This window comes from Occallatibacter sp. FHG110214_02 (assembly GCF_059115385.1).
The window spans coordinates 17335-29341 of the sequence record NZ_JBZYWK010000034.1 but is presented as its reverse complement, the minus strand read 5'-3'; the positions used below and the strand labels follow the sequence as shown (position 1 = coordinate 29341).

Sequence of the window (12007 nt, the reverse complement as noted above, 5' to 3'; positions counted from 1 at the left end):
CTTCTTTGCGCGAAACTTCCACATGGCATATGCCAGCAGCGACGCCACGGCAATAAAAATCGCCGCGCAGATGCCCAGCACAAAAATCGCGATGCCATTCTCCTGCGCCGCCGGCGTGGACAGCGTGGAGAAAATCGAAGTCGGCGAAGACGCCGTCGCAACCGCTGCTGCACTCGTCAGCGCCGCGGCTACTGCTGCATATCGAAAATGGAATGTACGCACTTTCACTTGGGGGATGCGTTCCTGTGGTTTGAGTTCACCCACACCCACGACAGGCCGACTCCTGTCCGCATGGTGATAAACCGGCGCAATGACAACAACGAGGTGCCGTCACAGCCACTCTGTAACGACTTCACTTGGTAGCGTAGCGCTGTATTGCCAGCGCGTAAAGCCCTGTCACTACTATTTCTTGCGATTTCCAACGATTAACTTACTTCCAACATTCTTCAAGCGCGCGCCATTCATCCTGTGTGACGGCAATCACCGATGCATGTACATTCTCCTCAAGGTGTGCAACCTTGGAAGTCCCCGGAATTGGCAGCATCACAGGCGAACGCTCTAATAACCATGCTAACGCGAATTGAGCGGTACTCATTCCATATCGTGCAGCAAGCTGCTCCGTGGCCGTCATTGCGGGGCTTTCTGCCTTCAACATCTTTCCACCGGCCATTGGATACCACGGCATAAAACCAATCCCGCGCCGCTCGCAATAGTTCAGTGTCTCTTCGTTTCGCCTGTCGCCAAGCGAGTAGCGGTTCTGCACCGTCACCACCGGAACAATCTTCTCTACTTCCTCAATCTGCTCCGGCGTAACTTCACTCAGTCCAATGTGCCGAATCTTTCCCTGCTCCTGCATGCGTTGAAGTGCGCCCAAACTCTCTTCCAGCGGCGTGCGTGGATCAATCCTGTGCAGTTGATACAAATCAATCCGTTCCAGCTTCAACCGCCGCAGGCTCATCTCCACGCACTGAATCAGGTACCCAGCCCGCCCCACATACTCTGTCTTCGCCGGTCCCTGCCGCGTGATTCCGCCCTTCGTCGCAATCACCAGCCCCGCGGGATACGGATACAGCGCCTCGGCAATCAACCGCTCCGCAATCTCCGGCCCATACGCATCGGCAGTATCAATCAGGTTGACGCCCAGCTCAACCGCGCGCCGCAGCACGCGCTTCGCTTCCTCGGCATCGTCGGGCTCGCCCCATGCGCCCTCGCCCACCAGCCGCATCGTTCCATAACCCAGCCGATGTACCGGCATATCTCCGCCAATCGCAAACACACCACCAGCCACAGCAGAAACCGTCGTCATACTCGGTTTAGATGCCTCCAAGGGAACTTGGTTCTACAATCCAGCGTATTCTTGCTTTTGAAACATAAGGATCTGCACGATGAGCACCCTCCCGTACACCAATACCGAAGCAATCTTTCGTGAACAGTACAACGTCACGCGCCGCGACGAGCTTGCCGGCGTACTGCTCGCGCTCTTCCTCGGCGCCTTCGGCGTGCACCACTTCTATCTCCGCCGCACCGGCCTCGGCATCCTCTACCTCATCTTCTTCTGGACCGGACTACCGGCATTTCTCGGCTTCATCGAATGCTTCTTCATGCCCGGCCGCGTCCGCGAGTTCAACGCCGTGCAAGCCGCAGCCATTGCTGCATCCCTCGGTATGGCGCCCCCTCAAGCGTGGAGCACCCCCTATGCTGCAAGCACTCCGCCGCCGCCAACAAACATCGCACCACCCTCCACGCTCCTGGCCTGCCCGCGCTGCAACACCACCAACGCTCCCGGCTCGCGCTTCTGCAGCGCCTGCGGAACATCGTTGACCTGATGCAAAAATCCCTTGCGCTTTTTCTAGCGCAAGGGATCGGAAATGCACAATAGCACATATCAGCACGAACGGCGCCAAAGGCGCATCCGCCCGGACGGCTAGTCCTACATGTTTGCTTCGCCGGCGCGCATGCTTTCGTTGAAGTGCGGCTTGGTGAAGTTCAAAGACGCTTCAAGAGTCGCCTTGAACTCCTCGCCCTTCGCAAGCAATGCGGGAGTTGCCGAAGCAAACTCGCCATCCAGTTGCAGCAAGCCCTTCGCCGCATCCAGGTTCGCCGCTTTCAGCAGCCCTTCTTCCGTTGTGTTGAGATACTGCGCATCCTGCGGATCGGCAATCCACACAGGCTGGCTCTGCCCAAGCACGCCGCTCAGCCAGTAAACCTTGCTCAGCAGGAAGTTCAGCCGCGCCGCGTCATCGGTATCGGTAAAGACAAACTTCTTCTGCCAGCGCGAGTAGAAGCGAGTCGTCACAAAGACCGGCTGCCGGTTGCCCGACTTCAGGAACTCAAGCTGTCCCAGGTCCACCGTCTTGCGAACGGCGTTGTAGATAAAGTCCTCGGCATACGGCTGCTCCATCGCCGTAACAATCTCGGCAAACGTAACCGTCACAGAAGCTGCCAGCTTGGAGTGCAGCACCTCAGCGCCGCCATCGGCCAGCCGCATCTCGCCATGAACAATATAGGTATCCGCGCCGCTGGTCGATTTATGAAACGGCCACTGGAATTTGCCCAGCGTAATCGGAATCCCGCCCATCGTCACATAAGCATCCGGCCGCGGATTGCGCAGGCGCTTGGCAGCAGCGGCAAGGTGCGCCGTAAACTCCGGCAACAACTCTGGCTTGTTGAAGTCGAACGTATCGCTCAGCTCCAGTTTGAGGCTCTTGCCCGTTACGCCCGGCAATCCCAGTTCAAAGACCGCCGTAGGAGCGCCATGAAAATCCGCTCCCTGCGTAATGGAGGAGACGGCCAGCCCGGCCTTCGCCGCTGCCGCTTCCACGTTCTTCACAAGTGCCGACTGCAATTCCACTGTCATCCTGCTGCTTCCTGCCTTCCAAAATTGCTGAAAGTCTATTTTATCGTGATTCGCACGGTGAGCGTTCCGTGTTGCGCCGTTTTGAAAGCTGTTTCTTTTGTATCGGCTGCAATTCAGACGCTCTGAACTAGCCGAAGCGCTGGAACCCAGGGCCTGCCCTGAACTTACCGAAAGGTCTCTGCAGTTGAAGACCCGGGATACCCATACCGCCAGTTCCCCCGCCAGTTCTCCCACAAATATCCCATGCCCCATCCTTGCGGCTTTTTCTGGCGCAAGGGTGGGATACCGATAGCGCAGGTTCTCCCCTCTAAGCTCTTCCATAAACGACGCTGCACTCAATGCAAAATAAATCCCAAATCTGTGGATAACTCTTGCGCTCAATTAACCCCTTTTGTGCCATACTCAAAATCACCAACAAGAAAGCCCGGTTCTAGCGAACCGGGCTTTCTGTCTTTCCAGACCCAAAAAAGTTTTTTTGCGCCATTTTTTCTGAAAAGTAACCACTTTTCAGAAACCCCTTAACCAATCAAGAAACACCAAATTCCGCACCTAATCAATTGATTTAAAAGTATTACAAGAAAACCAACAGCACCAGACGCATCCGGCACAAAAGGTAGGCCGGGGATTTATCCCCGGCAATCAAAAGCCAAAAGAAAGCACCGGGGGCTTTCGCCCCTGAGGCATGCTTTGGAAGCTCTGCGCATCCGCCAGGCAGGAGGGGGTCACCGCGACCATAAACCCACCTCCCCGAACCAGAAAAAAGGAAAGAATTTTTATTTTTTGGAAAAGTAACCACTTTTCCAAAACCTGTTAACCAATCAATAAACAGCAAAAATCCTAAATAACTATATAAATAACCAATAAGTTACCTGCGATAAAACCCCAAAGAAACAACCCGCTCTGCCAACTCCAAAAACAACAGGAAGTCCCACCAGATATCCGCCGGAAGAAACACACAGCATCCCATATACAATCAAAAACGTGCCGGACCAGACTGAATCACCCATCATCCTTGTCGAAAACCTGACCAAGATCTACCGCTCGGGGCGTTTGGAAGTGCCTGCGGTGCGGGGCGTTTCGTTCTCAGTCAACCGGGGCGAGTTTGTCGCTATCGTCGGTCCGTCCGGCTCGGGCAAGTCCACGCTTTTTTACCTGCTCGGCGGGCTGACGCAGGCCACCAGTGGGCGCATTGTGATTGACGGCGTTGATTTTGCCACCCTGAATGACGCCGAGCGCACGCAGCTTCGCAAGCAGCGCATCGCGTTCATCTTCCAGAAATTCAACCTGCTGCCGACACTCTCCGCCATGGGCAACATTGAAATTGCCTACGAGATCAGCGGACGCAAGGAGCCACTCGATACGCAGTTCCTGGACCACATCAGCGACCTGCTTTCGATCAAGAGCCGTCTCAAGCACCGCCCATCGGAGCTGAGCGGCGGCGAGCAGCAGCGCGTTGCCATTGCCCGCGCGCTCATGTCGCACCCGGCGATTGTTCTTGCCGACGAGCCCACCGGCAATCTGGACACCAAGAACTCGCAGGCCGTGCTGGACATGCTGCAGCGCTCCAATCGTGAGCTGAAGCAGACCGTCCTGATGATTACGCATAACCCGGAAGCGGCGCAGATTGCCGACCGCATTCTCTACATGCGCGATGGCGAAATCGTGAAGGTAGAGAACGGCAACGGCAATGCCACAAAAGCCGCAGGAATTGCGCCCGCCGGAGTTTGACCCAAGGCCGTCTGATTTGTATACTTGATCTTGCAACAAGCGGGAGTAGCTCAGTGGTAGAGCATCGCCTTGCCAAGGCGAGGGTCGCGAGTTCAAATCTCGTCTCCCGCTCCAGTCCGCCCTCCGGTGCCAACCGGAATGGCTACGGCGGACTCGGAGCCACCAATCCAACCTTTTCAGACAAGCCTTGCCAGGGCGCGGTACCCAAGTGGTAAGGGAGAGGTCTGCAAAACCTTTATGCGTCGGTTCGATCCCGACCCGCGCCTCCATATCTAACTCATTGAAAATAAAAGCGAACTGGAAGCAGCGCGGCGTTTCTGTGTCAAAACTGTGTCACCGCCTTTAAGCTGCCTTGCCTATGGCTCGCTCTTTGCCTGCCTATGCCGCCATTACCTGCGCGTCTAACTGTGCCTGCCGCGATACCACCCAAACCGCATAACTCCGCTCGGTCGTCTTGATGCTCTTATGCCCGAGTGGCTTGGAAACGGATTCCAAGGATGCACCACTGGCAAGCATCTCCACGGCGAACGTATCCCGCAACCGATGGGAAACCATGAAGCCCTCCTCATGAAGCCCCGCAGCCTTGAAGCAGGGAGCGACATGGTATTTCTGGTAGCTCTTCACGATTGCGCCCGGTTCGCCCTCCCCGCTCCAGAAGATGAAACGGGTGTTGGAGTTTTTCGCATGGACCGTCAGCACCTCCGCCACAACGTCCGGGGGCAGCACCACGCTAACATCCGTCCCTGTCTTCTCCCGCGCTGTGCGGACGCGGTACCACTTGCATGGCCTTCATCATGCTGCTTCTCCTTGCGAGCGCTACATTACACGCTATAAGAAAGCCTGGCGACCGCCTGTAATTGGCGGTAGCTTATTCGGAGTCGCCCAGCCACAACTCTTTCGTGGCCCAGATTATCGCCAGCAAAATAACAGCCTTACGGCAGAACACTCCCCTCGAAAGTGTGGTGTACTGCAGTCCGGAGTTGACTATACTGTGGCTCCGAGGTGAGATTGAAGTCCGGCGCGCCCATTACGATTTTGTCTGTAGACGATCACCCATTGGTGCGGGATGGAATTAACTTCGCCATCCAGTCACAGCCCGACATGATGATTGTGGCCGAAGCATCGAACGGGCAGGAAGCAGTGGAGTTGTTCTTGCGTCACAGGCCGGATGTAACACTGATGGACCTGCAGATGCCGGGGATGAACGGGATTGAAGCCACGATTGCGATTCGGCGGGCAGTGCCCACGGCACGAGTGCTGGTACTGACCACCTACTCCGGCGACATGCAGGCAACGCGGGCGCTGGAGGCAGGGGCGGCAGGTTATCTGTTAAAAGGATCGCTGCGCAAGGAATTGGTTCAGGCGATTCGTGACGTGCATAGCGGACGGCGGCGCATTCAGCCTGAGATTGCGCATGAGATGGCGGAGAACATCAGCTCAGACAGGCTTTCCGCGCGTGAAATTGAGGTGCTGCGAATTGTGGCCACGGGGCAGCCGAATAAACTGGTGGCCGACAATCTGGGAATCACCGAAGATACGGTGAAGGGACACATGAAAAACATCATGGCCAAGTTGCAGGCGAATGACCGCACGCATGCGGTGCTGATTGCAATGAAGCGCGGCTTCTTTGACGGGTAGTCCGGCCCTGAATTTTCTTAACTCCTATGGAGAAAAAAATGAAAGCACGGACGATTGCGGCGAGGCGAAGAATGTTGAACGCGCTGCATTGTCCGCGAGCCGCGGCAGTTGCGCTTCTGCTGTTGGCTGCAAGCGTAATGCCGGCACAGCGCTGGCACGCAGCGAAGAATGACCACACAGGGAGCACGCGCAAGCAGCCGCTGGAAGACCTGGCGCACATGAGTTGGACGCGGCGCGATGGCGCGCCAAGCGATATTGCCGCGTTGGCACAGACTCGCGACGGATACCTCTGGATCGGGTCCAGCTTTGGACTCTTTCGCTTTGACGGGCTGCAATTTCAGTCGTATCCATTTACGTCGGCTGATCCACGGCTGCCTTCTTCCAACGTGGCCGCGCTGGCAGCGGACCGCGATGGAGGATTGTGGATCGGTTACCGCATGGGCGGAATTACGTATCTGCGCGGCGGCAAAAAGATTGATTACGACAACAGCAGCGGGCTCGTGAGCGAGTCCACTTCGCAGTTGCTCTGCCGCGATGATGGCTCAGTGTGGGCGTTGGCTGACGGCAGACTGATGCGCTTCACGGGCAACCGCTGGGAAAACTATTCCGCGCTGCATGGCGTAGCCTCCGATGGTCTTTACTCGCTGTTCTTCGATCGCGATGGGAATCTTTGGACTGCGGATAAAGGACATGTCTATGAGCAGAAGAAGGGCACAGGGCAATTTACGCTTGTGCCTGTTTCAGCCAACGTTGTGAACCAGTTTGTACAGCTTCCCAGCGGCCAAATGTGGATCAGCAATGCGTGGCGAAGCGTGAGGCCGCTTGCGGATGGGCAGGCTGCAAAGGGCGTGAAGATTCCCGGCGTTCCGCTGCTGCTGACGGACCGCGATGGCAGCATATGGATGGCCAACGACTTTGGCGGGCTCACGCGTATCCGCCATCCGGAAGATGCAAAGACGCAACAGGTGGAACATTACACGGCAGCGAACGGCCTGACCGATGGGCAGACACGCGCGATTCTGCAGGACCGCCAGGGCCTCATCTGGGTAGGAACGGCGCGGGGTCTGGACAGGTTCCGGCCATCGCCGCTGGCGCCGTTTCATGGAGTTCAGCTTGACTACTACCCCGCGCTGGTAGCCGATCGCAATGACGGCATATGGCTGCATGACATGGACAAGCCGCTGATGCGACTGCGCGATGGCCGTCTGTCGTTTATTGGCGAAGGACATGGGAGCAGTTCGCTGTTTCAGGACAGCGATGGGTCCGTGTGGATGCTGGATCAGATTACGCGAGACTTTTATCGCTACCCGGAAACAGGCGGCACGCCGCTGCGGATTCCTTCGCCGCCTGAGGCCCGGCAGGTGGAGACCTGGTGCCTGGGCAAAGATTCGCATGGAGCGCTGTTGGCTTGTTTTGAAGGGCACGGGCTTTGGCGCTATGACGGTAAATGGGAACATGTCATGGCACCGGAGCTTCCAAAGGAGTCGCCGCTCTCCATGATGAAGAGCCGCGACGGGCGCGTATGGCTTGGGTATCCGCACAACCAGGTTGTGCTGGATGATGGGCGAGGCTACCGCGCATTTGGAAAGCAGGATGGGCTGGCGCTCAACGCAGTCACAGCGTTTTTTGATGGCGGCGACCACATCTTCGCAGGTGGATCGGATGGATTGGCGTGGTTTGATGGCAACAGGTTTCACTCCATGCAGTTGGGTGCGCCGGGGCTGCTGCGGGGAATTTCCGGAATAGTGAAAGATCGCTTTGGTGACCTGTGGCTGAATGCGGGCTCGGGAGTAATTCGTCTACCGGAGGCGGAGTGGAAGAAGTCTGTCGAGAACCCTGATTACACGATGGATTTTCAGCTTATCAATGAGCAGGACGGCCTGGTGGGCGCGCCGGCGCAGAGCAAACCTACGCCTTCCGCGGTGATTGATAAGCGAGGAATCATATGGTTTGCCACTTCAGGGCACCTGGTATCGATTGACCCGGCGCTGGCGCGGCGGGCGGAGTCAAAGCCGAATGTTGTGTTGGAGTCCGTGGTGGAGAATGGCGTAGTTCATCGCACGGCGGAGGGCGAGTCCGTGACGGTGGGCGCACGCGGGCTGAAGACGCTGGAGTTCAATTACATCGGCGTGGATTTAAGCTCGCCGGACCGCGTGGAATACCAGTACATGCTCGATGGGCAGGACAAGGAGTGGCAGGACGCGGGCAGCCGCAGGCAGGCCTTCTACACCAACCTGCCAGCGGGGAATTATCTGTTCCGCGTGCGGGCCGCAAGCGGAACCGGGCCGTGGAGCGAGTTGCCCGCGCCGATGAAGCTGACCGTGAAGGCTCCGTTTTATCGAACATGGTGGTTTTATCTGCTCTGCGCCATTCCGGTTCTTGGAGTGGTGTGGCTTATCTACAGGCTGCGCGTAAAGCAGATTACGGCACAGTTGCGGCAGCGGCTGGAAGAGCGTGCGCAGGAGCGGGTAAGAATTGCGAGAGATCTGCATGACACGCTGCTGCAGGGCGTGCAAGGGCTGATCCTGCGGTTTCACTTTGCCACGGAACGCTTGCCGGAAGACGAGCCCGTGCGGGCTGTGCTTCGTGATGCGTTGAACCGCGCCGATGAAGTGATTAGCGAAGGGCGCGAAAAGGTGAGAGAGCTGCGATCGGAAACTGTTTCAGCGGGCGACCTGGAGAAGCGGCTAACCCGCACGCTCGATTCCATGAGAAATGATGATGGAACATCCCTGAGGCTGGTGGTGAAGGGCCAGCCGCGCAAACTGCGGCCGCTTGTGCGGGATGAGCTTTACTCGATTGGACGCGAGGCGCTGACGAATGCGCTGCGGCATTCCGCAGCTACGGAGATTGTGCTGGAGCTGACGTATGGAGCGAAGCAGTTGCAGATAGTTTGCCGCGACAACGGGCGAGGAATGGATGCAGCGGTCGTGCGTGCAGGCTTCAAGAGCGGGCACTGGGGAATTCCCGGCATGCGTGAGCGCGCCCGTAATCTGGGTGGAAAATTCGATCTTGCGAGCTCTGCGGAAAGCGGCACGCTGATCCAGGTTCGCGTGGATGCGCAGAAGGCTTATCTTCAAAGCGACAATATGGCCGGATGGCCTACACGGTTTCTGCATCGGCTGTATTCCATGCGGCGGCCCGAGGATGAACCGCACGAGTCCGATACGCCAAAAGCGTTTACGCAATAATGGCAGCTCAGGCAAGAGGCTTGAGATCGCCAAGCACCGTGGGAATAAGCTCGCTGACAGTGGGATGAATATGCACGGCTCGCTGAATCGTTGTATATGGCGCCTTGGCATACATGATGTCGAGGAGGCAGTGAATCGCCTCATCGCCTCCGGTGCCCAGAATCGATGCTCCAAGAATTTGCCGCGTCTCCGCATCCACCAGCACTTTCATAAAGCCCTGCGATTCCCCCTTTTCAACAGCGCGGCCAACCTTGGTCATGGGCCGTGTGCCGATGAGCGCCGGCCTGCCTGAACGGCGCACCTCTGCCTCTGTCATGCCTATCTGTCCGAGCGGCGGATCGATGAAGAGCGCGTGGACAGGAATGCGGTCGCTCACGCGTCGCGGATCGTTGTCGAGCAAATTGGCCGCAATGATTTCAAAGTCGTTGTAGGATGTGTGCGTAAAAGCGCCCCTGCCGTTGCAATCGCCCATAGCCCAGATGCCTTCCACGCTTGTGCGCAGTTGATCGTCTACAACGATGAAGCCATGCTCATCGACCTTAACGCCTGCTTCACCGAGGCCCAGATCGTTTGTGTTGGGAACGCGGCCCACTGCCAGCAATATATGCGAGCCTTTCACGGCAGGCTCTCCCGTATTGCAGTTAACGCCAACGGAAACGTCTTCTCCGCTGCCATGGAGCGAAATACATTCCGCGTTGAGGCGAAAGGAAATGCCTTCGGCGGCAAGGATTTCCTGAACAGCATGGGAGACATCTTCATCTTCGTGGCGAATCAGCCGGTCGCCCTTTTCAACAACCGTGACCTCGCTGCCGAAGCGGCGAAACATCTGCGCAAACTCAAGCCCCACATAGCTTCCGCCCACTACGATGAGATGCGCGGGAAGAGCTTCCAGCGCAAGCAGGCCAGTGCTCGTGAGATAAGGCACATTCTCAATGCCGGGCATCCTGGGCACCGCGGGCCGCGCACCAACGTTGAGAAAAATTTGCGGAGCCGTAAGAACTTCCCCGCCAACCGCTACTTCATGCGCAGAGAGAAAGCGTGCAGCCTCGTGATAGACCGTGCAGCCCGGCATGGAGCGCAACCACTGTTCAAGACCATTGCGGGATTTGGCGACAATCGCATCTTTGCGCGCCTTGACTGCCTTGAGATCAACACGGATGCCGCCCTCAATGCCAACCCCAAACTCCGCGCCACGGCGGGCCAGGTGCGCAGCATAGGCGCTGGCCACCATTGCCTTGGTAGGCGTACAGCCGGTGTTGACGCATGTTCCGCCAAAGAGATCGCGCTCGATGAATGCAATGCGGCGGCCAGCACTGGTGATGCGGCCTGCAAGCGAAGGGCCGGCCTGACCGGCTCCAATGATGATGGCGTCATAGGAAAGAGACATGGGTTCTCCTTGGAGCATGCTGCCCCGCCTCCATCATCTCTAGCACGATCATGGGTTCAACAAAAGGGCTGGTATGACTCTACCGCAGCGCGGCGTACCAGGCAGCCCCTGAAGTAGATTCAAAGCCCGCTACTTTTGAGTACCCGCGCAGGCCTTCCATGGAGGCTGAACTTCTGCTGCAACGCCACGTAGAGTCACTTGCAGAAATTACTTTTCCGTATCCCGCAAAAGGCGGCTTCCACGGCAGCGATTATGATGCTGTCACGCTCTGCAGCAGCGGCAACGCTTGAACAGATGTCTACCCCGCAACACCCCAAGGAGAGTCACATGAGCACAATTACTGTTAAGGACGGCACGCAGATTTACTACAAGGACTGGGGCAAAGGGCAGCCCATTGTCTTCAGTCATGGCTGGCCGCTTTCTGCGGATGACTGGGATACGCAGATGCTCTTCTTCCTCAACCACGGCTATCGCGTAATTGCGCATGACCGCCGCGGCCATGGACGCTCCTCGCAAGTGTCGGATGGGCATGACATGGATCACTATGCCGATGATCTTGCGGAACTGACGGCGCATCTTGACCTGAAGAATGCCGTGCATGTTGGTCACTCCACAGGCGGCGGTGAAGTGGCGCATTACATCGCGCGGCATGGAGACAGCCGCGTGGCAAAGGGCGTGCTTATCAGCGCCGTTCCTCCGTTGATGGTGAAGACCGAAGCGAATCCCGGCGGCCTTCCGAAGGAGGTCTTCGACGGATTCCAGGCGCAGCTTGCGGCCAATCGCTCTGCGTTCTATCGCGATGTTGCGGCAGGCCCGTTCTACGGCTTCAACCGTCCGGGCGCAAAGCCTTCCGAGGCCGTTATTCAGAACTGGTGGCGGCAGGGAATGATGGGTGGCGCAAAAGCGCATTACGACGGTATTGTCGCTTTCTCGCAGACGGACTTCACGGAGGATTTGAAGAAGATCAACGTGCCCATGTTGGTAATGCACGGAGAGGACGACCAGATTGTGCCGTTTGCTGACGCTGGCCCTCTGTCTGCCAAGCTGCTCAAGAACGCGGAGACAAAGTTCTATCCCGGCTTTCCGCATGGCATGCCGACAACGAATGCCGAGCAGATCAATGCGGATTTGCTGGCCTTTATTCAGAAGTAAGAAAGCGGCTGTGGCCGGTCAATCACCTGCCACAGCCGCTTTTGCGACTCGTTA

General features: G+C 57.3%; 11 protein-coding genes, 2 tRNA genes and 1 pseudogene. 8 read left to right on the top strand and 6 right to left on the bottom strand.

What is annotated here, in order from left to right; translation table 11 throughout:
* Positions 1–228: hypothetical protein (locus AC5S3R_RS19350; protein WP_494268833.1), on the bottom strand; the 228-nt coding region annotated here is incomplete at its 3' end.
* Between the two features lie 202 nt (positions 229–430).
* Positions 431–1306 carry an aldo/keto reductase gene (locus AC5S3R_RS19345; RefSeq protein ID WP_494268832.1) on the bottom strand — a complete coding sequence of 292 codons (876 nt, stop codon included), beginning with the start codon at positions 1304–1306 and terminating at the stop codon, positions 431–433.
* A 79-nt stretch (positions 1307–1385) separates the two neighbouring features.
* Between AC5S3R_RS19345 and AC5S3R_RS19340 the strand changes: the two genes are divergently transcribed.
* Complete coding sequence (locus AC5S3R_RS19340) at positions 1386–1826, top strand: NINE protein (protein WP_494268831.1); 441 nt, start codon at positions 1386–1388, stop codon at positions 1824–1826.
* 104 nt (positions 1827–1930) lie between these two features.
* Here AC5S3R_RS19340 and AC5S3R_RS19335 read toward each other — a convergent pair whose 3' ends face one another.
* Together AC5S3R_RS19335 and AC5S3R_RS19330 are read right to left on the bottom strand one after the other, a co-directional pair.
* Entirely contained in the window at positions 1931–2857 is a 927-nt protein-coding gene (locus AC5S3R_RS19335) for a hypothetical protein (RefSeq protein ID WP_494268830.1), read from the bottom strand.
* A 571-nt stretch (positions 2858–3428) separates the two neighbouring features.
* Complete coding sequence (locus tag AC5S3R_RS19330; RefSeq protein WP_494268829.1) at positions 3429–3689, bottom strand: hypothetical protein; 261 nt, start codon at positions 3687–3689, stop codon at positions 3429–3431.
* 149 nt (positions 3690–3838) lie between these two features.
* Between AC5S3R_RS19330 and AC5S3R_RS19325 the strand changes: the two genes are divergently transcribed.
* The 3 genes from AC5S3R_RS19325 to AC5S3R_RS19315 all read left to right on the top strand — a co-directional run bounded on the left by AC5S3R_RS19325 (position 3839) and on the right by AC5S3R_RS19315 (position 4854).
* Complete coding sequence (locus tag AC5S3R_RS19325; protein ID WP_494268828.1) at positions 3839–4585, top strand: ABC transporter ATP-binding protein; 747 nt, start codon at positions 3839–3841, stop codon at positions 4583–4585.
* A gap of 39 nt (positions 4586–4624) precedes the next feature.
* A tRNA-Gly gene (locus AC5S3R_RS19320) sits at positions 4625–4699 on the top strand.
* Between the two features lie 80 nt (positions 4700–4779).
* Positions 4780–4854 (top strand) — tRNA-Cys (locus AC5S3R_RS19315).
* 109 nt (positions 4855–4963) lie between these two features.
* Here AC5S3R_RS19315 and AC5S3R_RS19310 read toward each other — a convergent pair.
* A pseudogene (locus AC5S3R_RS19310) lies at positions 4964–5341 on the bottom strand (tyrosine-type recombinase/integrase); the annotation flags it as partial.
* Between the two features lie 246 nt (positions 5342–5587).
* Between AC5S3R_RS19310 and AC5S3R_RS19305 the strand changes: the two are divergent.
* Positions 5588–6223, top strand: a complete 636-nt coding sequence (locus AC5S3R_RS19305; RefSeq protein ID WP_494268827.1) for a response regulator — start codon at positions 5588–5590, stop codon at positions 6221–6223.
* A 38-nt stretch (positions 6224–6261) separates the two neighbouring features.
* Positions 6262–9414: a sensor histidine kinase gene (locus AC5S3R_RS19300; RefSeq protein WP_494268826.1), complete on the top strand. Its 3153-nt coding sequence runs from the start codon at positions 6262–6264 to the stop codon at positions 9412–9414.
* A gap of 7 nt (positions 9415–9421) precedes the next feature.
* On the opposite strand, the gene AC5S3R_RS19295 is transcribed toward AC5S3R_RS19300, so the two are convergent.
* Positions 9422–10801, bottom strand: coding sequence for an FAD-containing oxidoreductase (locus tag AC5S3R_RS19295; RefSeq protein ID WP_494268824.1), 1380 nt, complete (start codon positions 10799–10801; stop codon positions 9422–9424).
* 158 nt (positions 10802–10959) lie between these two features.
* Between AC5S3R_RS19295 and AC5S3R_RS19290 the strand changes: the two genes are divergently transcribed.
* Complete coding sequence (locus tag AC5S3R_RS19290; RefSeq protein WP_494268823.1) at positions 10960–11091, top strand: hypothetical protein; 132 nt, start codon at positions 10960–10962, stop codon at positions 11089–11091.
* 37 nt (positions 11092–11128) lie between these two features.
* Entirely contained in the window at positions 11129–11953 is an 825-nt protein-coding gene (locus tag AC5S3R_RS19285; RefSeq protein ID WP_494268821.1) for an alpha/beta fold hydrolase, read from the top strand.
* Positions 11954–12007 lie beyond the last annotated feature (54 nt).

What these genes read in the sequence shown, in the direction of transcription:
- AC5S3R_RS19345 (WP_494268832.1), bottom strand. Translation starts at nt 1,306, where the DNA reads ATGACGACGGTTTCTGCTGTGGCTGGTGGTGTGTTTGCGATTGGCGGA.
- AC5S3R_RS19340 (WP_494268831.1), top strand. Translation starts at nt 1,386, where the DNA reads ATGAGCACCCTCCCGTACACCAATACCGAAGCAATCTTTCGTGAACAG.
- AC5S3R_RS19335 (WP_494268830.1), bottom strand. Translation starts at nt 2,857, where the DNA reads ATGACAGTGGAATTGCAGTCGGCACTTGTGAAGAACGTGGAAGCGGCA.
- AC5S3R_RS19300 (WP_494268826.1), top strand. Translation starts at nt 6,262, where the DNA reads ATGAAAGCACGGACGATTGCGGCGAGGCGAAGAATGTTGAACGCGCTG.
- AC5S3R_RS19295 (WP_494268824.1), bottom strand. Translation starts at nt 10,801, where the DNA reads ATGTCTCTTTCCTATGACGCCATCATCATTGGAGCCGGTCAGGCCGGC.
- AC5S3R_RS19290 (WP_494268823.1), top strand. Translation starts at nt 10,960, where the DNA reads ATGGAGGCTGAACTTCTGCTGCAACGCCACGTAGAGTCACTTGCAGAA.
- AC5S3R_RS19285 (WP_494268821.1), top strand. Translation starts at nt 11,129, where the DNA reads ATGAGCACAATTACTGTTAAGGACGGCACGCAGATTTACTACAAGGAC.